Source organism: Parasphingorhabdus sp., assembly GCF_039939955.1.
GTDB lineage: Bacteria > Pseudomonadota > Alphaproteobacteria > Sphingomonadales > Sphingomonadaceae > Parasphingorhabdus.
Genome location: NZ_JBDVHS010000005.1, coordinates 598,667 through 620,659 on the forward strand (window position 1 = coordinate 598,667; position 21,993 = coordinate 620,659).

At 55.5% G+C, this 21,993-nt stretch carries 22 protein-coding genes; 12 read left to right on the forward strand and 10 right to left on the reverse strand.

Annotation, left to right across the window (positions count from 1 at the left end; all coding sequences use genetic code 11):
• The first annotated feature begins 132 nt into the window (after nt 1–132).
• From ABJG22_RS08160 to ABJG22_RS08170, 3 genes are all read left to right on the forward strand, one after another.
• A complete protein-coding gene (locus tag ABJG22_RS08160; protein WP_348019743.1) occupies nt 133–915 on the forward strand; it encodes an SDR family oxidoreductase in 783 nt (260 codons plus the stop codon).
• Between the two features lie 68 nt (nt 916–983).
• On the forward strand, nt 984–2,231 hold the full coding sequence (locus tag ABJG22_RS08165; RefSeq protein WP_348019744.1) for a cyclopropane-fatty-acyl-phospholipid synthase family protein: 1,248 nt from the start codon (nt 984–986) through the stop codon (nt 2,229–2,231).
• Between the two features lie 19 nt (nt 2,232–2,250).
• A complete protein-coding gene (locus tag ABJG22_RS08170; protein WP_348019745.1) occupies nt 2,251–3,465 on the forward strand; it encodes a serine hydrolase in 1,215 nt (404 codons plus the stop codon).
• A gap of 6 nt (nt 3,466–3,471) precedes the next feature.
• Here the strand turns inward: ABJG22_RS08170 and ABJG22_RS08175 are convergent, their stop codons facing one another.
• Together ABJG22_RS08175 and purF are read right to left on the reverse strand one after the other, a co-directional pair.
• Complete coding sequence (locus tag ABJG22_RS08175; protein WP_348019746.1) at nt 3,472–4,173, reverse strand: SDR family NAD(P)-dependent oxidoreductase; 702 nt, start codon at nt 4,171–4,173, stop codon at nt 3,472–3,474.
• Nucleotides 4,174–4,175: 2 nt separating this feature from the next.
• The gene (gene purF / locus ABJG22_RS08180) at nt 4,176–5,699 is read right to left on the reverse strand and encodes an amidophosphoribosyltransferase (RefSeq protein ID WP_348019747.1); all 1,524 of its coding nucleotides are present in this window, start codon (nt 5,697–5,699) and stop codon (nt 4,176–4,178) included.
• 177 nt (nt 5,700–5,876) lie between these two features.
• On the opposite strand from purF, the gene hisI reads away from it, so the two are divergent.
• From hisI to ABJG22_RS08205, 5 genes are all read left to right on the forward strand, one after another.
• On the forward strand, nt 5,877–6,248 hold the full coding sequence (gene hisI, locus ABJG22_RS08185; protein ID WP_348020331.1) for a phosphoribosyl-AMP cyclohydrolase: 372 nt from the start codon (nt 5,877–5,879) through the stop codon (nt 6,246–6,248).
• Nucleotides 6,245–6,769 carry a hypothetical protein gene (locus tag ABJG22_RS08190; protein WP_348019748.1) on the forward strand — a complete coding sequence of 175 codons (525 nt, stop codon included), beginning with the start codon at nt 6,245–6,247 and terminating at the stop codon, nt 6,767–6,769. The genes hisI and ABJG22_RS08190 overlap by 4 nt, the downstream gene beginning before the upstream one ends.
• A 37-nt stretch (nt 6,770–6,806) precedes the next feature.
• Nucleotides 6,807–7,244, forward strand: coding sequence for a MerR family DNA-binding transcriptional regulator (locus tag ABJG22_RS08195; protein WP_348019749.1), 438 nt, complete (start codon nt 6,807–6,809; stop codon nt 7,242–7,244).
• 53 nt (nt 7,245–7,297) lie between these two features.
• Complete coding sequence (locus ABJG22_RS08200) at nt 7,298–9,097, forward strand: acyl-CoA dehydrogenase C-terminal domain-containing protein (protein ID WP_348019750.1); 1,800 nt, start codon at nt 7,298–7,300, stop codon at nt 9,095–9,097.
• Between the two features lie 269 nt (nt 9,098–9,366).
• A complete protein-coding gene (locus tag ABJG22_RS08205) occupies nt 9,367–9,639 on the forward strand; it encodes a hypothetical protein (protein WP_348019751.1) in 273 nt (90 codons plus the stop codon).
• Nucleotides 9,640–9,669: 30 nt separating this feature from the next.
• On the opposite strand, the gene ABJG22_RS08210 is transcribed toward ABJG22_RS08205, so the two are convergent.
• The 3 genes from ABJG22_RS08210 to ABJG22_RS08220 are packed head-to-tail and all read right to left on the reverse strand — an operon-like array spanning nt 9,670 to nt 12,623.
• Complete coding sequence (locus ABJG22_RS08210) at nt 9,670–10,410, reverse strand: dienelactone hydrolase family protein (RefSeq protein ID WP_348019752.1); 741 nt, start codon at nt 10,408–10,410, stop codon at nt 9,670–9,672.
• Nucleotides 10,407–11,327 (reverse strand): cysteine synthase A, encoded by a 921-nt coding sequence (gene cysK / locus ABJG22_RS08215; protein ID WP_348019753.1) that lies wholly within the window; start codon nt 11,325–11,327, stop codon nt 10,407–10,409. Before cysK ends, ABJG22_RS08210 begins: the two co-directional genes overlap by 4 nt.
• 24 nt (nt 11,328–11,351) lie before the next feature.
• Nucleotides 11,352–12,623, reverse strand: a complete 1,272-nt coding sequence (locus ABJG22_RS08220; protein WP_348019754.1) for an MFS transporter — start codon at nt 12,621–12,623, stop codon at nt 11,352–11,354.
• 189 nt (nt 12,624–12,812) lie between these two features.
• Here ABJG22_RS08220 and ABJG22_RS08225 point away from each other — a divergent pair, with 189 nt between their 5' ends.
• The gene (locus ABJG22_RS08225) at nt 12,813–13,529 is read left to right on the forward strand and encodes a L,D-transpeptidase family protein (protein WP_348019755.1); all 717 of its coding nucleotides are present in this window, start codon (nt 12,813–12,815) and stop codon (nt 13,527–13,529) included.
• Between the two features lie 37 nt (nt 13,530–13,566).
• Here ABJG22_RS08225 and ABJG22_RS08230 read toward each other — a convergent pair whose 3' ends face one another.
• Nucleotides 13,567–15,885, reverse strand: coding sequence for a UvrD-helicase domain-containing protein (locus ABJG22_RS08230; RefSeq protein ID WP_348019756.1), 2,319 nt, complete (start codon nt 15,883–15,885; stop codon nt 13,567–13,569).
• Between the two features lie 121 nt (nt 15,886–16,006).
• Here ABJG22_RS08230 and ABJG22_RS08235 point away from each other — a divergent pair, with 121 nt between their 5' ends.
• A complete protein-coding gene (locus ABJG22_RS08235) occupies nt 16,007–16,132 on the forward strand; it encodes a hypothetical protein (RefSeq protein ID WP_348019757.1) in 126 nt (41 codons plus the stop codon).
• Here the strand turns inward: ABJG22_RS08235 and rsmD are convergent.
• Together rsmD and ABJG22_RS08245 are read right to left on the reverse strand one after the other, a co-directional pair.
• The gene (rsmD, locus tag ABJG22_RS08240) at nt 16,129–16,686 is read right to left on the reverse strand and encodes a 16S rRNA (guanine(966)-N(2))-methyltransferase RsmD (RefSeq protein ID WP_348019758.1); all 558 of its coding nucleotides are present in this window, start codon (nt 16,684–16,686) and stop codon (nt 16,129–16,131) included. The genes ABJG22_RS08235 and rsmD overlap by 4 nt on opposite strands.
• Before the next feature lie 26 nt (nt 16,687–16,712).
• A complete protein-coding gene (locus ABJG22_RS08245; protein WP_348019759.1) occupies nt 16,713–17,522 on the reverse strand; it encodes a pseudouridine synthase in 810 nt (269 codons plus the stop codon).
• Between the two features lie 95 nt (nt 17,523–17,617).
• On the opposite strand from ABJG22_RS08245, the gene ABJG22_RS08250 reads away from it, so the two are divergent.
• Together ABJG22_RS08250 and ABJG22_RS08255 are read left to right on the forward strand one after the other, a co-directional pair.
• On the forward strand, nt 17,618–18,388 hold the full coding sequence (locus tag ABJG22_RS08250) for a DUF1223 domain-containing protein (protein ID WP_348019760.1): 771 nt from the start codon (nt 17,618–17,620) through the stop codon (nt 18,386–18,388).
• A gap of 71 nt (nt 18,389–18,459) precedes the next feature.
• Entirely contained in the window at nt 18,460–19,794 is a 1,335-nt protein-coding gene (locus tag ABJG22_RS08255) for an MFS transporter (RefSeq protein ID WP_348019761.1), read from the forward strand.
• On the opposite strand, the gene ABJG22_RS08260 is transcribed toward ABJG22_RS08255, so the two are convergent.
• Nucleotides 19,791–21,113, reverse strand: a complete 1,323-nt coding sequence (locus tag ABJG22_RS08260; RefSeq protein WP_348019762.1) for a bifunctional folylpolyglutamate synthase/dihydrofolate synthase — start codon at nt 21,111–21,113, stop codon at nt 19,791–19,793. The genes ABJG22_RS08255 and ABJG22_RS08260 overlap by 4 nt on opposite strands.
• Before the next feature lie 13 nt (nt 21,114–21,126).
• Entirely contained in the window at nt 21,127–21,981 is an 855-nt protein-coding gene (gene accD / locus ABJG22_RS08265; protein ID WP_348019763.1) for an acetyl-CoA carboxylase, carboxyltransferase subunit beta, read from the reverse strand.
• Nucleotides 21,982–21,993 lie beyond the last annotated feature (12 nt).

Genomic DNA, 21,993 nt, shown 5'->3' on the forward strand with positions numbered 1-21,993 from the left:
TTGGCTAATCAAGGGACAGATCAGAAGGATAACAGGTCGATGAACAAATAGGTCGCCCCATTGGGCAATATCAAAATTACTGCATTCAGTCCGCCGGGCTGGATATTTTGACACCTATTTTCAGGATCTTTTATGCATAGACTATCAGAAAAATTTTGCGTTATCACCGGTGCTGCTCGCGGCATTGGTAAGGCTATTGCCAAGGCTTTTGTTGATGAGGGGGCGACGGTGGTTCTAACCGACTGCGATCCCGAAACGCTGCAGGCTTCCGGCGAAGAATTGCATTGCGACACATTGCTGCTGGACGTGGAGCAGGAAGCGGACTGGGAGCGGCTCGCTGCCTTGCATCCGGCGGTCGATGTCGTCGTCAATAACGCGGGGATTACCGGCTTTGAAAAAGGCATTGCTCCCCATGACCCGGAAAATGCCTCGCTAGAGGACTGGCGGGCGGTGCACCGGGTCAATCTTGATGGAACATTTCTCGGTTGCCGCTATGCGATCAAGGCAATGAAGGGAAAGGGCAGCGGTTCTATCATCAATATCTCGTCGCGCTCCGGGCTGGTCGGTATTCCGGGCGCTGCTGCCTATGCTTCTTCGAAAGCCGCCATTCGCAATCATAGCAAGTCGGTCGCGCTCTATTGCGCGCAACAGGGCTGGGATATTCGCTGTAACTCGATTCATCCGGCGGCCATCATGACCCCGATGTGGGAACCGATGCTGGGCGAAGGTGCAGCGAGGGAAGCGTCCGAAAAAGCACTGGTGCGGGACACGCCATTGCAACGCTTTGGCAAGGATAGCGAAGTTGCGGCTATTGCCGTGCTGCTGGCATCCGATGAGGCAGGCTATATCACGGGGTCGGAACTGAACATCGATGGCGGCATTCTGGCTGGTTCTGCCGCCGCGCCGGGGTCCTAGATCGGGCCTTGACGCTGCCGGATAGTTCTACATTGCCAAGCGGTTAGTGCTGGTCCATATTTATGGATATGAATGCCGAAGCTCCCAAGCGCGGGCAACATTTGCTTGATGCACGCAAACGATTTGCCAGCGGCGGCGGCTTGCTTGCGCGGTTGTTCGCGCCTGGTTTCCATCATATTCTCGACCGGATCGATGCCGGACTGGACCAGGGCACGCTCGAGGTCAAACTGCCCGATGGTTCGACCCGGATATTGGGTGGCCGCGGCGAAGGGCCGATGGCAGACGTCACATTATGCCGCTGGAATGCGTTGCTGCGCCTGATCAACGGCGGTTCCGTGGGTTGGTATCGGGCATGGGAATTGGGCGAGTGGACCAGCGCTGATCTAGTGCCGCTATTTGATTTGTTCGTTCGCAATCGTGCGGGATTGAAAAATACCGCCCGCGCGTCTGGGTTTTTCAATTGGGTTGCCAAGCGGCGGCATAAGAAACGGGACAATGATAAACGGCGGGCGCGTCAGAATATTCAATATCACTATGATCTCGGCAATGATTTCTACAAGCTCTGGCTGGACGATAGCATGAGCTATTCGAGCGCGATTTTTTCCGAGGCGACCGAAAGTCTGGAGCAGGCGCAGCGTAACAAAATCGATGCCATTGCTGGGCGGCTATCGACGAAATCAGGTGATAAGGTCTTGGAGATTGGTTGCGGCTGGGGAACGCTTTCTGGCAGCTTGGCCCGCGACCATGGTCTGAATGTGACCGGTATCTCTCTTTCGGACGAGCAGACAGCGTGGGCGCGGGAACATCATCCCGAAGCGCAGTTTCTTATTCAGGATTACCGGGATGTCGACGGGCAATATGATGCCATTGCCAGCGTCGAAATGGTGGAAGCGGTCGGCCAGCAATATTGGCCGGACTTTCTCGATTGTATCGCCCGCAATCTAAAACCCGGTGGCCGCGCGGCGCTCCAATATATCAGCATTGCCGACGATATTTTCGAACAATATGCCGCGAGTGCCGATTTCATCCAGACCTATATTTTCCCAGGGGGCATGCTGCTCTCGGAAAGCCGCTTTCGGGCATTGGCCGAGGCGCGTGGTCTGCAATGGAGCGATCAGACAAGCTTTGGACTCGACTATGCAGAAACTTTAAAAAGATGGCGAAAACGCTTTGATAATATTATAGAAAATGGAATATTGCCTGCCGGATTTGATGATAGGTTTGTCCGGTTGTGGCATTTCTATTTGGCTTATTGTGAAGGTGGTTTTCGTGGCGGCGGGATTGATGTCGCTCAAGTGACACTGATAAAAATATGATAAAAGGGAGAACGGAACAATGAGAAGTTTTGGAAAATTGGCGATGCTAGGAGTGGCTTGCATCAGCCTGACGGCCTGCGAACAAGTGCAGAAAGTCGCGGCTGATGTCGCTGGCTTGCCGACTGACGAAAATATCTTGTTCTGGACCCAGGATCAACGCGACAAAGCATTCCGTAATATGGAGATACTGACCACGACGCGGGTGATCGAGGCGGGTGATACCATTCGGGAATTGGACGCAGGGAAACCGCTTCCGGCTATTTTGCCTGTTGCTGATAGCGACGCCGGATTGTCGATCGACGACTATATGGCGGATCAACATCTCGCAGGACTGGTGGTCTTGCAGGATGGCAAGGTCCGGCTCGAGGAATATCGTATGGACTTTGGTCAGGACGACCGCTGGACCAGCTTCTCAGTCGCCAAGTCTTTGGTCTCAACGCTGGTCGGGGCCGCTATCAAGGATGGCTTTATCAAGTCGCTGAGCGATCCGCTGACGGCCTATATCCCTGAACTGGAAGGCAGCGGCTATGACGGCGTGACGGTGGAACAATTGCTGACAATGACCTCGGGCGTGAAGTGGAACGAGGATTATGAGGATGAGAATAGCGATGTTGCCCAGTTCAACATGACCAAATCGAAAGACGGTGTTGATCCAGTCATTCTGTATATGAAGACTCTGGTCAACGAAGCCGAACCCGGTACGCGTTGGCAATATAATACCGGCGAGACCAATTTGATCGGCGTGCTGGTGGCCAAGGCGACCGGTAAGTCGCTGTCCGAATATCTCTCGGAAAAAGTCTGGCAGCCTTATGGCATGGCCAAGGACGCAGTCTGGATATTGAATGATGGTGACAAGGAAATCGGCGGTTGCTGCATCTCAGCCACCACCCGAGATTTCGCGCTTTTCGGCCAGTTTGCAATGAATGGCGGTATGATCGGCGACAATGCAGTCGTTCCGGATGGCTGGTATGAAAAAGCCGGCACGAAACAGGCTGATATCGGCTTGGATGGTCATGGCTATGGCTATCAATGGTGGACCTATGATGATGGCAGCTATGCCGCGCAGGGTATTTTCGGTCAGGGGATCTTCATTGATCCGAAGCGCAAGCTGGTCATTGCTGGCAATGGCAACTGGCCCAGAGCAACACCGGATGACAAGAAGGTTAGTCGCAACGCTTTTTACCGGGCGGTGCAGGCTTATATCGATAGCGAAGCAGCGCCTGCTGCTGAATGATCGGGGCTAGCTGATTGCGATCCGTTCGCCGGTTTCAAAATCGCTGGCCAATATTTCGACCAGCCGGTCTGCAACAACCGAAGGGGTTTTGAGACTGGCTGGATCTTCGCCCGGATAGGCGCTAGCCCGCATTTCGGTGCGGGTCTTGCCGGGGTCGATGATCGCTGTCCGAATCTTGCCCAAATTGCGCATTTCTTCGCCATAGCTGAGCACAAGTGTCTCGAGCGCGGCCTTTGATGCACCATATGCGCCCCAAAATGGCCGGGCCTTGCGACCGACGCTGCTCGTTACCGCGAGCAGTCGTGCGTCATCGCTCTTGCGCAACATCGGATCAAATCCGGCGATTAGCGCTTGCTGCGCAATCAGGTTAAGAGTCAGGGTCTTGTTGAATTCCTGACCATCAATAGCAGGAACGGGGCCTAATGTACCCAACATGGCGGCGTTGAGGACCAGAATATCCAGACCATCCCAGCGGCCGGAAATTGCAGTCGCCAGCCGTCCGATACTGTCACCATCGGTCAGATCAAGCGGTGCGATGGTTGCGCTGCCGCCGGCCTGATGAATTTGCTCTTCCAGCTTTTCCAGATCATCCGCGCTGCGTGCGGTGATGACGACATGAGCGCCTTCTTTTGCCAAGGCGAGGGCGGTTGCTGCACCGATACCGCGGCTGGCACCCGTAACGAGCGCCAATTGTCCTTCAAATTTCATGATCAGTTCGCCGTTTGTTTGATGCGCGACATATCACCCGATGGCTCAATCTCTAGGTTCGAAATAGAGGAATCCAGTCGTTCGTTGAGCATGCTGAGCTGGTCCGGTTCTTCCGCACCGTCACGGTCGGTAAGGGCGGTCGGATAGGCGCCGGTAAAGCAGGCATCGCAATATTGCGGTTGGATATCATGCCGGGTGTCTTCACCCACGGCGCGGTAGAGACCGTCGATGGAAATGAAGGCGAGGCTGTCGGCCTGAATGAATTCCCGCATTTCTTCAATGGATTTGAGCGCAGCGAGCAGCTTCTCCCGCGTCGGTGTGTTCACGCCATAAAAGCAGCTGTGCATTGTTGGTGGGCTAGCGATCCGCATATGGACTTCGGCCGCACCGGCTTCGCGCATCATCTGCACGATTTTCAGACTGGTGGTGCCGCGTACGATAGAATCGTCAACCAATACGATTTTCTTGCCATTGACCAGCGGGCGGTTGGCATTGTGCTTCAGCTTGACGCCGAGATGGCGGACGCCATCACCGGGTTGAATGAAGGTACGGCCGACATAATGTGACCGGATGATGCCCAGTTCAAACGGGGTGCCTGACTGTTCCGCAAAACCAAGGGCTGCGGGCGTGCCGCTGTCCGGAACCGGTATGACATAATCCGCCTCGACAGGGCTTTCGATCGCCAGCTGGGCACCGATTTCCTTGCGAACGCTATAGATGGAATTGCCGTCGACAATCGAATCCGGGCGCGAGAAATAGACATGTTCGAAAATGCAGGGCCGGGCTTGCGCATCGGGGAAGGGGCGATGGGACCGCAGCTCACCATTGGCGACCACGATCAGTTCGCCGGGTTCGACGCTGCGCACATATTCCGCGCCGACCAGATCCAGTGCAACGGTTTCCGACGCAAAGACATAGGCTTCACCAATCCGGCCCATGACCAGCGGGCGAATGCCCAATGGGTCGCGGCAGGCGATCATGCCTTCGGCGGTCATGCAGATGAGTGAATAGGCGCCTTCGACCTGTTTGAGCGCGTCGATAAATTTGTCGAGCAACGTCCGGTATTTTGACGTGGCAACCAGATGGATGATAACCTCGGTATCGCTGGTCGACTGGAAAATCGAGCCATGGCGGACCAGTTCGTCCCGCAGATCCAAAGCATTGGAGATATTGCCATTATGGGCAATAGCAAAACCGCCAGAAGCGAGGTCGGCTTCGAGCGGCTGAATATTGCGTAAAGTGCCAGCACCGGTGGTGGAATAGCGGACATGGCCACACGCCGAATCGCCGCGCAGACGATGGATGACTTCTTCGCTGTCGAAATTGCCGGCGACGGGCCCCAGCGCGCGATGGCTATAGAATTCCTTGCCGTTGCGGCAGGTGATCCCGGCGGCTTCCTGTCCGCGATGTTGCAGGGCATGCAGGCCGAGCGCAACCATGGCGGCTGCGTCATCCATTCCAGCAATTCCAAAAACGCCGCATTCTTCCCGCAGCTTATCGTCGTCAAACGGGTGGGTTGTCAGCATATCGCACCTGGCCTGTAAATGATCCGACGGAGTTTGACTGGCATATAGGTTTGAAACGAGGACTTGTCTTCCCCCAAATGTCATAAAATTATCATATTGGTTAAAGGAACGAGAAAGTTGGAGAAAATCCCGCCATTAGCCGTTGCACACGGGTACATTGGCTCCTATTTTATGGCTATGACAGATAGCGAAAATGATCCCGAAACCGGAAGCCTCCTCCGACCCAAATATGATTCGAACGGCCTGATCACTGCGGTCGTCACTGATGATTCGTCCGGGGACCTGCTGATGCTCGCTCATATGAATGCCGAAGCGTTGCAATTGACGCAGGATAGCGGCGTGGCGCATTTCTTCTCGCGCAGTCGCCAATGTCTTTGGAAAAAGGGCGAAACATCGGGCAATATCATGTCGGTGACCGAGATGCGCATTGATTGCGATCAGGATGCGCTGTGGATCAAGGCGGTGCCAGCGGGTCCGGCCTGCCACACCGGGCGATTGAGCTGTTTCTATCGTAAAATTGCTGACGGCAAGCTGGAGCGGATTGCTTGAAACGCGGCGCTCTGCTGCTTTTGTCCCTATTGCTGGCGGGCTGTGATCAGGGGCCGGCTGATTCCGAAAAAACCGAGGCCGAAGTCTCTCCTTTGGAACAGGCGGCCATTGATGCCGGTGTTATTCCCGATGCTGGGAAGGTGACGCTGTCGGGTGCTTTTGAACGCCGAAGTAATCTCGGGACAGACCGTTTCTGCGCCGTGGGCAATGATGAAAACGGCTATCAAGTCGGGATGATCGCGGTGTTTGGACCGGACAGTAAGTGCGAGGCACTAGGCGAAGCGGAACGCGACGGAGAAAATGTTCACATCACTCTGACCAGTGAAGAGAAATGCAGCTTCACGGCGCGTTTTGATGGGGTTGAATTGGAAATGCCCGGTGAACTGCCAGAAGCCTGCGCGAGCTATTGTAGCGCGCGCGCGGGTTGGGAAGGCGTCAGCTTCTATCTCATCGGAGAGGGGGACGCGGTGGCCCGCTCTACCCGTGGCCGCGATTTCGAAAATCTGTGCCCCGGCTCTTAGCATTGACGTTTACGTTAGCGTAAGCTATACGGACGGCATGTCGCAATCGCCAAACCACGCCGAAATTGACACGCCCGACCTGCAAAACCGGGAAACTTATACAATATCCGATTTGTCGGGAGAATTTGGTGTTACCGCTCGGGCGCTGCGATTCTATGAAGATGAGGGGCTTATAGCTCCACACCGCAAGGGTCTGGCGCGCATTTATACCAAGCGCGACCGAGCGCGTCTGGCGTGGATTATGCGCGCGAAAAATGTCGGTTTCAGCCTGACTGAAATCCGCGACATGATCGATCTGTACGACCTTGGCGATGGCCGGAAGACGCAGATGCAGGTCACGGTCGAAAAATGTCAGGAAAAAATCGATACGCTGAAGAAACAGCGGGCCGATATCGACAGTTCGATTAAAGAGCTGACCGGCTTTATCAAGACTGTGCAGGACGCCATGGCGGACGCAAAAGCGCAGCATCAATAGAGGATAATGCCGGCGACCACCGGCAACCCCATTTGACCAGAAAGTAGAAAATCATGCCTAGTTATACCGCGCCTATTGGCGAAGTCCGTTTCATCCTCAACGAAGTTCTGAACATGGAGCAATATGCCAATGTTCCGGGCTTTGAAAATGCAACGCCTGAAATGGTCGATGCCATTCTGACCGAGGCGGGAAAATTTAGTAGCGAAGTACTGCACCCGCTTAACCAGTCGGGCGATGAAGAAGGCTGTACGCGGCACGAAGATGGCAGCGTTACGACGCCTAAAGGTTTTAAAGAAGCCTATCAGCAACTGACCGATGGCGGTTGGACAACCCTGTCCGGACCGGAAGAATTTGGCGGCCAAGGATTGCCACGTGTCATTGGCAATGCGGTCATGGAATTCATGGTCTCGGCCAATCAGGCGCTGGAAATGTACACCGGCCTGACACAAGGTGCCATTGCATCGATCCTGACAGAGGGTAGCGAAGAGCAGAAGCAGGTTTACGCGACCAATATGATTTCCGGCAAATGGACCGGCACGATGAACCTGACCGAAGCGCATTGCGGGACAGATTTGGGTCTCATCCGCACTAAGGCAGAGCCGATCTCCGGTGGCTATGCGATCACTGGTCAAAAGATTTTCATCTCCGCGGGTGAGCATGACATGGCGGAGAATATCATCCACCTTGTTCTCGCCAAGACCCCGGGGGCACCAGATAGCTCCAAAGGCATCTCGCTCTTCATCGTACCAAAATTCCTGGTCAACGAAGACGGGTCTTTGGACGAACGCAATGGCGTAAGCTGTGGCTCGATCGAAGAAAAAATGGGCATCCACGGCAATGCAACCTGCGTGATGAACTATGACGGGGCGACCGGCTATATGGTCGGCGAAGAGAATAAAGGCCTGCGCGCGATGTTCATCATGATGAACGCAGCGCGACTGGGCGTTGGTCTGCAAGGCCTGGCTCAGGGTGAAATCGCTTATCAAAACGCGGTTGTCTATGCTGGCGATCGTCGTCAGGGCAGGGCGCTAACGGGTGCTCAGGATCCGGAAGAAAAGGCGGATACATTATTCGCTCACCCGGACGTGCGCCGGATGCTGATGGATGGCAAAGCCTTTACCGAATCCATGCGCAGTCTGGTGCTATGGGGCGCGTTGCAGGTCGATCTGGCGGATAAGGCTGAAACCGAGGAAGAGCGCCAATTGGCCGATGACCTCGTCAGTCTGCTCACACCGGTGATCAAGGGTTACGGAACCTATATGGGCTATCAGATTGCTACGGAATCGCAGCAAGTATACGGCGGCCATGGCTATATTACCGAATGGGGCATGGAACAATTTGTCCGCGATGCGCGGATTGCGATGATCTATGAAGGCACCAACGGCATTCAGGCAATGGATCTGGTCGGCCGCAAGCTTGGTTATAAAGGCGGCCGTGCGGTGCAGGCATTGTTCAAAGTGATTTCTGACGAAATTGCGGAAGCCAAGGGCAATGACAAGCTATCCGGTTTCGCGGAGGCGCTTGAAAAAGCCAATGGCGAGCTTCAGAAAGCAACAATGTGGTTCATGCAGCATGGCATGACAAACCCGAACAACGCCGGGGCAGGCGCTTATCATTATATGCATATCATGGGCATTGTCTCGCTTGGTCTCATGTGGCTGCGGATGAGCAAAGCGGCTCAGGCAGCTCTCGACGCGGGTACAGACAATCCGAAATATTACGAAGCGAAGCTGGTGACGGCTCAATATTTCGCAGAGCGCTTCATGCCAGATGCGGGATCGCTACGGCGCAAAATCGAAGGTGGCAGTGACTCGATCATGGCGCTCGACCCAGAGATGTTTGCCGTCGCTTAAAATGACGGGAATAGGTGGGGGCATTGTTGCTCTACCTGCTAGCATATCGAAACAATTTCGCCGGTCATCCTGTCATGGGGTGGCCGGCGTTTTTTTCAGGTCGCAGCAGAAAATTGGTCACGATGAACTGTGTCTGGGAGGCGGTAGATGTCAGAATTTGGCTGTTTAGCGGCTTTCTAGCCCATATGGTCGACTGCGGCTGGACCCAAGATGCCGGGCGGCGCATTACGCCTGTGACAGGGGAATCATATGCATAAGGAGTATATGCAATGCGTTCCAATAAGAGTCTAAACCCCGTGGTTAGAATGACGCCCTATCTGATCACTGTCGGACTGGGATTGTCGGTGGCAGCCAATGCTGCGTCGCCGGAATCCGCGGAGGAAGCACCGTCCGAAATTCCGGCTCCGACCATCGACAGCGATGGTGATGGCGTGATGGATGCCTGGGATCGCAGCGGTGATGGCCAGCCTGATGCTTGGGATAGCGATGGTGACGGTCAACCCGATCTGATCGATGACAATGGTGACGGTCTACCGGACTGAATGCACTGAGCGGCCAAAGAAACACCGGGCCTAATATTGGTCCGGTGTTTTTTTATTCTCAAATATCTCGTCAAACATGCTGAGCATGGCAGCCTTGCTCTGTCGGTCCGCCGATGCATTATATTGGACTGCATCCATTGCCCGCAAATTGCTGCCGGGGTCGGTGAACCCGTGCACGACGCCAGTGTAGGTATGCATGTGGCAATCCGCGCCCGCAATATCCATTTCTTCGAGAAAGGCGCGAACCTGCTTCGGCGGGACCAAAGGATCAGCCCGGCCATGGCAAACCAATATGCGCGATTTTATGGTTCCGCGCTTCGCCGGTAAAGGTGTTGCGAGTAGACCATGGAAGCTGACGACGAGCGCGATATCCTCGCCGCCACGGGCCATTTCCAGAACGATCTCGCCGCCCATGCAATATCCGATTGCGCCAATCCGGTCGTTGCTCAATTTGGACCGCGTCCGCAATTCTGCAAGCGCGCAGCGGAACCGATCACGATAATATTCGGCATCCGATCGCAATTGGTCCGCAAGCCTGCGCGCTTCGTGCATATTCTCGACAAAGCCTTGCCCATATATGTCGCAGACCATTGCACTATAGCCCAAGGAGGCCAGCCATCTCGCGCGATCGAACATGATCTGGTTCGGGCCAGCAATGGTCGGCACGATCAAAATGGCGGCCCGCGGATAACGGCTGGGTTGCGCCATATAACCGGACAATTCTACATCACCATGTTGATAGGTGAACTGCTGGACCTCGATCGAGCTCATTCTTCAGGCAAAAACTCTGGGACCGATAGATAGCGTTCCCCGGTATCATAGTTGAAGCCGAGCACTTTCGCGCCGCCGCCCAGTTCCGGCAGTTTTTGCGCGATGGCGGCCAAAGTCGCGCCGGAGGAGATGCCAACCAGCATGCCTTCTTCCTTCGCGGCTCTCAGCGCCATGGCTTTCGCGTCGGCCGGATCAACCTGGATCGCTCCGTCGATACTCTGGGTGTGCAGATTGCCCGGGATGAAGCCAGCGCCAATGCCCTGGATCGGGTGCGGGCCCGGTTGACCGCCGCTGATCACCGGTGAAGCGGTCGGTTCGACAGCATAGACTTTCAAATGGCTCCAATGTTCTTTCAGAACCTCGGCAACCCCTGTGATATGGCCGCCGGTGCCAACGCCGGTGATGATCGCGTCCAGCGGATCATCTTTGAAATCGTTGAGGATTTCGAGCGCCGTCGTGCGTTTATGCACTTCAAAATTGGCGGGGTTCTCGAATTGTTGCGGCATCCAGGCGCCGGGGGTCTGTTCGACCAATTCCTGTGCCCGTTCGATTGCGCCCTTCATGCCTTTTTCTTTCGGGCTGAGATCAAAGGTCGCGCCATAGGCTAGCATCAGACGGCGGCGTTCGAGGGACATGGATTCCGGCATCACCAGAACCAGCGTATAGCCTTTGACCGCGGCGACCATGGCCAGTCCGACACCGGTATTGCCCGATGTGGGTTCGATAATCGTCCCACCGGGTTTGAGCGCGCCGGATTTCTCGGCATCTTCAATCATCGCCAGACCAATGCGGTCCTTGATCGATCCACCAGGGTTGGAACGTTCGGACTTGATCCATACATTGGCATCGCCGAACAGCCGCTGCATCTTGATATGCGGCGTATTTCCAATGGTTTCGAGAATGTTATTTGCAATCATTATCCTGCACTCCTGGTTATTTTCTTATTTCTTCGCCGGTTCGTCTTTGAGATCTTCCGGCGGATCAAAAGTCTTGGCAGCGCCCAATTGCGGGAATAGGCGCGACCATAGTCCGGTCACCACTATAGCACCGGCTCCGCCCGCGACAATGGCGGCGATTGGGCCGAATAATACGGCGAGGCCTCCAGAGAGCGCATCGCCCAGTTCGTTCGACGCGCTGATCGTCATTTGACTGACGGCATTCACCCGGCCGCGCTTTGCATCGGGCGTGTGCAGCTGGATCAGCGAGCTGCGGACATAGACCCCGAACATGTCGGCAGCGCCGCAAATTCCAAGGCAGGCCATGGACAGATAAAGATTGGTGCTCAGCCCGAATCCAATCGTACCCAATCCGAATACCGCCATCGCAATCAGCATATTGTTGCCGACATTCTTGCTAAGCGGCGCAAAAGAGAAAATGATCGCGACAATCACCGCGCCGACGGCCGGAGAGGCGGCGAGCAGCGACAGGCCTATCTCGCCCGCGTGCAATATATCTTTTGCAAAGACCGGGATCATTGCCGTCGCACCCGCGAGGAACATGACGAGAAGATCAAGAGTGATCGCCCCGAGCACCAGCTTATTGGTCCAGACATAGGCCATGCCATCGCCAACCTGTTGCAGCGGTCCTTTGCTTCTGTCTGTTTCCGGGCGGGGAACGGGGCCAATCAGAAAAATTGCCAGCATCGCCAGTGCATATAGGATTGCGCAGACCAGATAGGGCAGGGCTGCGTCTATCTTGTAGAGCGGACCGGCCATGCCAGGCCCTGCAATGACGCCGACTTGCCAAGCGATGGTGGAGAGCGCAATGGCGCGTGGAATTGATGCTTTCGGGACCAGATTGGGCGCGAGCGAAGTCACCGCCGGTCCTAGAAAAGCGCGGCATATTCCAAGCAAAACGGCAATGACATAGATGGTCCAGAGCGTGATACCGCCACTGGCTGTCAGCACCGCCAATGCAAGCGCGATCAGCGCCTGTACGCCCAATACGATCCGCGCAATCCAGCGGCGGTCCATATGGTCGGCAACCCATCCAACCAGCGGTGTCAGAATGAACAGCGGTACGAATTGGAGCAGTCCGAGCAGTCCCAAGATTCCGGCGGACGCGCCAATGCCCATATCTTCGCGCGCTAGATTATACGCCTGCCAGCCCAGAATCAGCATCATCGCATAAAGTGCGAACATCGATGCCAGTCGCGAGAACCAAAGGTAGCGATAGTTGGCGATCGTAAAGGGATGTGGTGCAGAACTGGTCACAATAGATGTGCTAGCGATTGAAGGAAGGCCCTGCAATCACTTGGTTTTCTTCCTGCCCTGCTTTTGACCGTTAACGTTGCCTTTTAACATTCGCGCTGTCGACGTACCGCTGCGGGACTGGTGAAAATTTGGCTATTTTTCGTCACAATTCCGTGGTAAATATTATCCTAACGTAACGGAGCCTAAACGATGGTCGAAAAAATTGCATATCGGTTGAGCGCCTCAATTTTGCTGCTCGCAGCGCTAGTGATTGTCGCGATGCTGGTGATGGGCCTGACTCGTCCGGCTGACGACTCCGTCGAATCATCGCCTGTTCTGTCGGCTATGACGGTTCCGGAACAGCCCGCTGCCGAAGCGGTGGAAGCGGACCCGGTTCCGGCAGAATCGACCGAAGCAGACTCAAATCTATCGGATAATGCCGATATTGCTGCCAAATTGCCTGTTGATGACAAGTTCACGGTTAAGCGTATCCTGCAGATTGATGAGCCATTTGTTCATGGCTATTTTAAATGGGATGATGAAGGCGTTCCAGATGGCGAACTGGTTGTGACTGTCGATCTCGCCGCTGAGAGTATTTCGGTTTTTCGTGATGGCTATGAAATTGGCGCGGCGGTGATCACTTTTGGTGATGCCGAAAAACCGACCCCAACCGGCGTTTTCCCAATTACCCAGAAGAGCAAGGACCATGTTTCCAACATCTATCATTCGCCCATGCCCTATATGCTGCGTTTGACCAATGATGGCGTTGCGATCCATGCCACTGATGTCAAATGGGGCTGGGGAACGCGGGGCTGCATTGGCGTACCATTGGAATTTGCCCGGCTATTGTTTGAACAGGTCAAGCTTGGTGATCGCGTCATTGTTACCGATGGCAAGATGATGGGTGTCGGCGACGCGATTTTGTAAGTGAGGGCGCGGCTAGCGATGCCGAGCTAAATCTCGCTCAAGCCACTTCGACAAAACTATCCAACACCCTTTTGTCGCCCGACTTCTCAAAGGCGATTTCCAGCTTATTGCCTTCCTTCACCTTCACTTCGCCATAGCCGAATTTGGTGTGGAAGACGCGCATGCCAACGGTCACATCGTCGCGGCCCTTATTGCCTAGCGATACTGCGCTGCGGCGCGCTTCTTTGAGCTTCTTGGGAGTTTTGTCAAAGCCAGCGGCGGCTGCACGCTGCCAGCCAGGGCCGCGCTTGCCGGCTCTGGTTGCATTGGCCGAGCCAAGATGAGCAAAGGGATCACTATTCTCGCTCCAATTGGCCCGCCACAGACTTTCGCCGCCGCTCATGCTGCTTTCATGTTCGACATGGTCTTCGGGCAATTCTTCGATGAACCGTGACGGGATGGAGCTGGTCCATTGGCCATAGATCCGCCGGTTGGCGGCGTGGAAGATCGTGCATTTTTGCCGGGCCCGGGTGATCGCGACATAGGCGAGGCGGCGTTCTTCCTCCAGGCTGGCATTGCCGCCTTCGTCCAGGCTGCGCTGCGACGGGAATACGCCTTCTTCCCAGCCGGCACAGAATATATGATTATATTCCAGTCCCTTTGCGCCGTGCATGGTCATGATCGTGACCTTCGCCTCGTCGTCGCGTGCGTCATTGTCCATGACGAGGGAAACATGTTCCAGAAAGGCACCCAGCGTTTCATATTCTTCCATCGCCCGGGCGAGTTCCGTCAGGTTTTCCAGGCGACCCGCAGCTTCGGTGGAGCGATCGGCCTGCAACATTGTCGTATAGCCGCATTCGTCCAAGACGACCCGGGTCAGTTCGGCATGATCGGTGTCGGCCGCCATGTCCCGCCAGCGTCCGAAATTGCGCATCAATTCGAGCAATGTATTGCGCGCCCGCGGTGGGAGTTCGTCGGTGTCGCAGATGCTGAGCGCCGCCGCCGCCATTGATATGCCCTGTCCGCGGGCGAGGCGGTGGACCTTTTCAATGGTCTTGTCGCCAAGGCCGCGCTTCGGCGTATTCACAATCCGTTCAAAGGCTAGATCATCGGCGGGCTGCTCGATTACCCGCAAATAAGCCAAAGCATCGCGGATTTCGGCGCGCTCGTAAAAGCGAAAGCCGCCGATGATTTTATAGGGCATGCCAATCGAGATGAAGCGATCTTCAAACTCGCGGGTCTGAAATTGCGCGCGCACCAATATGGCGACATCATTTAGAGACACTTGCTTGATCTGTTGCAACGCTTCGATTTCATCACCGGTACGCCGCGCTTCTTCCGGGCCATCCCAGACGCCAATCACTTGCACTTTGTCGCCTTCGGTTTCCTCGGTCCACAAGGTTTTGCCAAGGCGGCCGCTATTGTGATTGATCAAACCGGATGCGGCGGCAAGAATATGCGGGGTAGAGCGGTAATTCTGCTCCAGCTTGACCACTTTCGCTTCCGGAAAATCCTTTTCGAAACGCAGGATATTGGCGACTTCTGCTCCGCGCCAGCTGTAGATGGATTGATCATCGTCACCGACGCAGCAGATATTTTGGTGGCTTTGTGCGAGCAGCCGTAACCACAGATATTGCGAGCTGTTGGTATCTTGATATTCGTCGACCAGAATATATTTGAACCGCTCCTGATAGCGTTTCAAAATCTCCCGATTGGTCTTCAGCAGATTGAGAATATGGAGCAGCAAGTCACCAAAGTCACAGGCGTTAAGCACCTTTAGCCGGGCCTGATAGGCTGCGTAAAACTCTTGCCCGCGCCCGTTGGCGTAGCGTTCATTCTCATTGGCATCGAGATCCTGTGGGTTGAGGCCTCGATTTTTCCACTGATCGATCAGTCCGGCCAGCATCCGTGGTGGCCAGCGTTTTTCGTCAACTTCCGCTGCCTGAATGAGCTGCTTGAGAAGCCTCAGCTGGTCATCGGTATCCAAAATCGTGAAATTGCTTTGCAGGCCGACCAGCTCGGCGTGTTGCCGCAGCATTTTGGCGCCGATGCTGTGAAAGGTACCGAGCCAAGGCATGCCTTCAAAGCTTTCGCCAACAATCGAGGCAATGCGCTCTTTCATCTCGCGGGCGGCCTTGTTGGTGAAGGTCACGGCCAAAACTTCGCTTGGCCACGCTTTGCGCGAAAAAACAATATGCGCCAGACGGCGGGTGAGGGCGGCGGTCTTGCCGGTTCCTGCCCCGGCGAGCACCAACACAGGCCCTTCGGTGGTCAGCACGGCTTCGCGCTGCGGCGCGTTCAGGCCACGGACATAGGGCGGGTCGCTCTCTTGCGGATTGTTGACAGGATCGGTCACGGGTGAACAGTTAGGGAACATCGACGCAGGCGGCAAGGACCAATATCACTTTTGACATGACCTAAAGGGCAGGTTGAATTTTATGTTGCGATGCACCATTTATTCATCAAATGGCGATATGAAATCGCAAATGGAGTTAAGAATGAGCAAAAGACTGATGAGCAGCGCGATTGCAGCGATTGTGATGATGGCAAGTGCGACCGCCTATTCCATCGTTTACCAGAATGGCAACGAAACCGCGTCCATGATGGTAATGATGGGCGGCTAGCTATCCGATTCTGATACCGGGGCGGGGCGCAGCAGATGAATGCGCGCTTTACCGCTATCTCGCACACAATCGAGATCAAATTTCTTCACTTCCACTTTTTCATGACGCGCTGTTTCCAAAGCGATCCAGCTAAATGGCGCAAACCAGCCATGCCGGCCTAGCTTGTCTAGCGCCACGGCGCCAGCACCCGAATCATAAGGCGGGTCCATCAGGATCAGATCATAGGGTTTGCGGGCCTGTCCCAGGTGCAGGACGGAACCAATCCGGACATCCGCCTTGGCTCCCAGCGTTTCGATATTCTTCTCCAGCGCCTTGATCGCGTCTCGGTCTTGCTCGACAAAAGTACAATGGGCGGCACCGCGAGATAGGGCTTCCAAACCCAGGGCTCCGGAACCTGAAAACAGATCGAGTATCTGCAAACCCTCAAAATCACCCAGCCGGCTGGTCAGCATTGAGAATAGCCGTTCGCGTGTGCGGTCAGCGGTCGGGCGGGTCGTCTCTCCCTTGGGCGCGACGATTTTTCTACCCCGCCAGTTTCCTGCAATGATGCGCATCTTACGTTACCCGTCCCGAGCCTGTTCTATTTCAGCGATTTGCGAAACTGGACGAGATCATGCTGGCGCACGACTTCGATTTCGCCTTTTTCCAGATCACCGAGGACGAAAGGGCCGTAGCGGGTCCGGATCAGACGGGATACTTCCAGGCCGAAATGTTCCAAAACCCGGCGAACTTCCCGGTTCTTGCCTTCGGTAAGGGTCACTTCAATCCATTGGTTGCGGCCGGTGCGTCGCTCTAGATTGGCGGTGATAGGTCCATAATGCATGCCTTCTATGGTGATCCCGCGATAAAGCTCCTCCAGCTGGTTCTGGGTGATCTCGCCAAATGTTCGTGCGCGATAGGAGCGCTCAATGCCATTTTTCGGCAATTCCATCTCTCGTTTGAACTCGCCATCGGTGGTCATCAGCAGAAGCCCCTCGGTGTTCATATCGAGGCGGCCAATTGGCATGATCCGCTCCATCTCCGGCAGAACATCGTAAATGGTCTTCTTACCCGAAAAGTCGCGTTCCGCCGTTAAACAGCCATTGGGCTTGTGAAAGCGGTACAGCTTTGCGGGTGAGGGTTCTGCCACGGGTTTGCCGTCCACGGTGATGCCGGTTAGATTTTTCAGCAGCAGAGAAGGATGCTCGACGAGATCGCCGTTAAGTTCAATCCGTCCGGCCTCGATCATGCGTTCGATTTCACGCCGGGATGCAACGCCGGCACGGGCCAGAAGTTTGGCGATGCGTTGGCCCTCGCGCACGGCGCCGGGCTGCGCTGCGGGACCTGCCGCTGGCTTCGCTCCGGGCGTCGGTTTTGCGCGATATATCTTGGTTGGTTTTTCTTCGGTCATGGCCGAGACGCATGGCCGAAAAATGCTCTGTCCGCAATCTGTAACCTCTGGTTCGGTTGTGACGAATGCCTAATATTGCCCTTGTGGAGCAGGAAATGAGTAAGTTTATCATATGTGCGTTGATTGGCGGATCGGCTTTTGCCGGTTTTGTAGGCGCGCAGCTGGCCCCTCCCTCTGCCACCAGCTCTATTCAGGTGGCAAATTCTTTCGATGACATCGCAAGCTCTAATCCGGTTGTCATCGAGCTGTTCACCAGTCAGGGATGTTCGTCCTGTCCCCCTGCAGATATGCTGGCCACCCGGCTTGCAAAAGACGACTCCCTGCTGGTGATCACGCGGCCCGTGACATATTGGGACCGGCTTGGCTGGAAAGACACGCTGGCCCGGGAAGAAAACACCCGGCTGCAACGGGCCTATGCTACCAAAGGCAATGCAGGTGCGGGCGTGTACACGCCGCAAATCGTCGTCAGTGGCGGCGGCGGAGCGGTCGGATCGCGTGAGCATGACATTCGTTCGCTGGTTCGGCGCGCCGACCGGTCGGGTCCCCTGATCACCGCTACCACCAACGACAGCGGGCAGATGATGGTTACAATCGGTGGCAAGTCCGATTTTATGGCGGGCGTTTCGCTGATCGCGCTCAGTTCCTCCGAAACTGTTAGCATTGGCCGCGGCGAAAATGGCGGGAGAACCTTGCATTATGTCAACGTGGTGAAGGCCGAACATCGGCTCGGCAGCTGGCGCGGCAAGCCGGAGCAATTTTCCATTCCGCCGGAATATCTGAAGATCAGTGGCGCCGACAAATATGCGATCCTGGTGCAGCGCCCCGGTGCAGGGCCGATTGTCGCGGCAAAGTTGCTTGATATCTGAGCCACCGCAAAATCAAGCTGGCATTCAGGTGAATAGGCGTTAAAGTTTTCCCAAATATGGGAGAATTTGGTTTGAGTGAGCAAGCAGCAGCATTGGGATGGCGTGGATTTCTGCCTGCCGGGGTGCGTCCGTATAGCGAGGCAGCTCCGTTGGCCGCGCTATTCTTGGGAGTGTCTTCAGCCCTCCCGCTCACGATGATTGCGGCGACATTGACGACACGGCTGGCACAGGCCGGTATTGAAAAATCCACGGTCACAGCCTTCGCGCTGACCTTTCTCGCCTATAATTTCAAATGGCTTTGGGCGCCGGTTATCGATGTAGTGAAACTGCCGCTGATCGGCCGCATTGGACAGAGATTGTCCTGGCTGATCGTGACTGCGGCTCTAGCCATGGCAGCAATCATCTATCTCGGCTCTCTTGATCCGGCAAAAGACATAGCAGCAGTTGCGGTTGCGGCGATCATGGTTGGGGTTGCGGGGGCTACTTTTGACGTTGTGATCGATGCCTATCGTATCGAATTGCTTGAGCCTGAGCAGCTGGGCGTCGGTTCCGGCATGTCGCAATATGGTTGGCGTATTGGTGCAGCAACAGCGGGCGCTGTCGCGCTGGTGGTAGCAGCGCGCACCAACTGGTCGATTGCCTATTATGTCTGTTCGCTCTTTGCGTTATTTGCCGTCATCGTCGGTCTGATCATGCGCGAACCGAGCCGCCGACAGGATCCCATGGCTTTGAAAGGCCCGATTGCGGCTGCGAAGGCCTATGTCAGCCCCCTGATTGAGTTTTTCAGCCGGTCGGGCGCGTTGATTGTTTTGCTGTTTGTTCTGGTCCACAAAATCGGAGACACGTTGGCGAACCTGACCTTCCGTTTGTTGTTCGAAGACCTTGGCTTCACCAATGACGAAATAGCCTTTTACGATGTTAGCTTGGGTTTCTTCGCCTTTCTGATCGGTATTTTCATCGGCGGGATCGTCTATTCGCGATTGGGAATGAAAAAAGCCGTGATGCTGAGCTTGGTCCTGATGGCTATCAGCAACCTGTCTTTTGCGGCACTGGCAGCCGTAGGTCACAGCAATTGGGGCATGGCAGGTGCCATTGGCTTTGAGAATTTTGCTAGCGGCGTCGGCGGCGTTGCGGTTGTCGCTTATCTGTCAGCGCTATGCAATCTACAGTTCACAGGTACGCAATTTGCCCTGCTATCCGCAGCGGCGAGCATATTGGGGCGTTTCCTGACGGGGACGACCGCTGGCTCGTTGATCGAAGGCATGGGCTATGTGAACTTTTACCTGCTGACCACTTTGGCGGCCTTCCCCGGCGTGATCATGTTCTGGCTGATGATCCGTTCCGGACTGGTTGATCGCTCGCTAGGCACCGCGGGATCGAAACACGCCGACGAAAAGCCGGATTAATCCGGAACCTGCTCATTTGCCTGCAGCACGTTGCCCGCCAGATAGAGCGAGCCTGCGATCAATACCGTCTGGCCCGCGCCCGGCGACAGGGCTTTTAGCGCTGCGCTGACGTTATCTGCTTCCGTCACGGGTGTATCGACCTTCGGATAGTCGCCTAGGCCATGGGATTCATGGCCGGGTACCGGAATGACGGTCACGCTCGCCAATTTCTCGTTCAGGGGCGCGATCAAGGCAGCGGGATCTTTGTTGGACAGCATCCCGATGACCAGATCAATCGATCCCGCTTCATGGTCGGCAAATTGCTTTGCTAAGGCAAGCCCCGCGCTGACATTATGACCGCCATCGATCCAGATATCTGCATCGGGTGGCAGGAGGCGGGTTAACGGTCCGGCGATCAGCAATTGCATCCGCCCGGGCCAATGCGCCCAGCCCATTGCGGCTTTCAGCGCGGAATCGGAGATAGCAATTGCATCTTGATGGCGCAGCATCGCGATGGCGAGCGCGGCATTGTCCGCCTGATGCGCGCCAGCAAGGGCGGGCAGGGGCAGGCTAAGCTTTCCGACTTGGTCTTTGTAATGCAGCTGACCATCGTAGACCGTCGCGTCCCATTCCTCGCCACGTGGAAAATGCTGCGCCCCCATGTCTGCAGCATGATCGGCGATCACGTGCAGCATATCCGCAGCATATTTTTGCGTCAGCAGAGGAGCATTTTTCTTAGCAATGCCTGATTTTTCCCATGCGATACGAACCATGGGGTCGTTGGGTGCGCCTTCTTCGGGACTGAGCAGAAAACCCTCGTGATCGATGCCGAGCGCGGCGATGCCGGTCGCGGCGGGATTGGTGATCACATTGGTCGCATCCAGCCTGCCGCCCAGACCGACTTCCAATATGCAGGCATCTGCGGGTGTTTCGGAGAAGGCTAGAAAAGCGGCAGCGGTTGTTGCCTCGAAGAAGCTGGGGGTGATATCCTCGCTGATGTCTAGAACCCGGGCGAGCAGCTCGGCGAGATATTCATCCTCGATCAACTGGCCCGCCAGTCGGATCCGTTCGTTGAACCGCACTAGATGGGGGCTGGTATAAACATGGGCCTTGAGGCCCTCCGCTTCGATCGCAGCGCGCAGGAAGGCACAGGTCGATCCTTTGCCATTGGTCCCGGCGACGTGAAAAATCGGCGGTAGTTTATTCTGTGGATTATCAAGACGCGCCAGCAGTTCGCTTATTCTCTCTAGCCCCAGCACATCGCGGCCCGGCGAGAGCATTTCCAGCCGGTTCAGCTGTGTCTGGACTGCCGGATGATCCGACTGCGCGCCGTCTGCCATCGTCGTGCCGCGTTTAGGCGGCCTCTTTCCATGCCATGAGATAGCCCATGACCTGCGCCAGTTTTTCGCGCAATTCTTTGCGATGCACAACCATGTCGACCATGCCGTGCTCAAGCAGATATTCTGCGGTCTGGAAGCCCTCGGGCAGTTTCTCACGGATGGTATTCTCGATCACCCGCTGTCCGGCAAAGCCGATCATCGCACCGGGTTCAGAGATATGCACGTCACCGAGCATCGCATAGCTAGCGGTTACGCCGCCGGTGGTTGGATCGGTCAGAACGACGATGAACGGGATACCCGCTTCGCGCAGCATCGAGATAGCCACCGTGGTCTTGGGCATCTGCATCAGCGACAATATGCCTTCCTGCATCCGTGCGCCGCCGGCGGCGGTGAAGATGATATAGGGGCATTGGTCTTTCAGGGCGCGCTTGGCGCCATCAACAAAGGCCTGACCCACGGCCAGCCCCATTGAGCCGCCCATGAAAGCAAAATCTTGCACGCCGACCACGCAGGGAACCTTTTCGATCGTGCCTTGCACGTTGATCAGGGCATCCTGTTCGCCGGTTTTGTTCCGGGCGTCCTTCAGCCGGTCGGTATATTTTTTCTGATCTTTGAACTTCAGCGGATCTTCCTGGACAGGTGCCCAGGGAATTAGCTTCCAGCTGTCCGGATCCATGATCTGATCGAAACGGGTCATCGGTCCAATGCGGCCATGATGCTCGCATTTTGGGCAGATGTGCATGTTTTCCTCATATTCCTTGAGGAAGACCATGGCATCGCATTTCTTGCATTTGTGCCAGAGATTGTCGGGGGTTTCGCGCTTTGTGATTGATGCGATCTTGTTGCGGACATTGCTTAGCCAAGACATTTTTTAGCTCCC

Coding starts and splice junctions, on each gene's coding strand:
- ABJG22_RS08170 (WP_348019745.1), top strand. CDS start 2,251: ATGAGAAGTTTTGGAAAATTGGCGATGCTAGGAGTGGCTTGCATCAGC.
- ABJG22_RS08195 (WP_348019749.1), top strand. CDS start 6,807: ATGTCGCAATCGCCAAACCACGCCGAAATTGACACGCCCGACCTGCAA.
- cysK (WP_348019753.1), bottom strand. CDS start 11,327: ATGATTGCAAATAACATTCTCGAAACCATTGGAAATACGCCGCATATC.
- ABJG22_RS08160 (WP_348019743.1), top strand. CDS start 133: ATGCATAGACTATCAGAAAAATTTTGCGTTATCACCGGTGCTGCTCGC.
- ABJG22_RS08165 (WP_348019744.1), top strand. CDS start 984: ATGAATGCCGAAGCTCCCAAGCGCGGGCAACATTTGCTTGATGCACGC.
- ABJG22_RS08230 (WP_348019756.1), bottom strand. CDS start 15,885: ATGTTCCCTAACTGTTCACCCGTGACCGATCCTGTCAACAATCCGCAA.
- ABJG22_RS08250 (WP_348019760.1), top strand. CDS start 17,618: ATGAGTAAGTTTATCATATGTGCGTTGATTGGCGGATCGGCTTTTGCC.
- ABJG22_RS08210 (WP_348019752.1), bottom strand. CDS start 10,410: ATGAGCTCGATCGAGGTCCAGCAGTTCACCTATCAACATGGTGATGTA.
- rsmD (WP_348019758.1), bottom strand. CDS start 16,686: ATGCGCATCATTGCAGGAAACTGGCGGGGTAGAAAAATCGTCGCGCCC.
- accD (WP_348019763.1), bottom strand. CDS start 21,981: ATGTCTTGGCTAAGCAATGTCCGCAACAAGATCGCATCAATCACAAAG.
- ABJG22_RS08225 (WP_348019755.1), top strand. CDS start 12,813: ATGGTCGAAAAAATTGCATATCGGTTGAGCGCCTCAATTTTGCTGCTC.
- ABJG22_RS08245 (WP_348019759.1), bottom strand. CDS start 17,522: ATGACCGAAGAAAAACCAACCAAGATATATCGCGCAAAACCGACGCCC.
- purF (WP_348019747.1), bottom strand. CDS start 5,699: ATGCTGACAACCCACCCGTTTGACGACGATAAGCTGCGGGAAGAATGC.
- ABJG22_RS08260 (WP_348019762.1), bottom strand. CDS start 21,113: ATGGCAGACGGCGCGCAGTCGGATCATCCGGCAGTCCAGACACAGCTG.
- ABJG22_RS08235 (WP_348019757.1), top strand. CDS start 16,007: ATGAGCAAAAGACTGATGAGCAGCGCGATTGCAGCGATTGTGATGATG.
- hisI (WP_348020331.1), top strand. CDS start 5,877: ATGACAGATAGCGAAAATGATCCCGAAACCGGAAGCCTCCTCCGACCC.
- ABJG22_RS08175 (WP_348019746.1), bottom strand. CDS start 4,173: ATGAAATTTGAAGGACAATTGGCGCTCGTTACGGGTGCCAGCCGCGGT.
- ABJG22_RS08200 (WP_348019750.1), top strand. CDS start 7,298: ATGCCTAGTTATACCGCGCCTATTGGCGAAGTCCGTTTCATCCTCAAC.
- ABJG22_RS08205 (WP_348019751.1), top strand. CDS start 9,367: ATGCGTTCCAATAAGAGTCTAAACCCCGTGGTTAGAATGACGCCCTAT.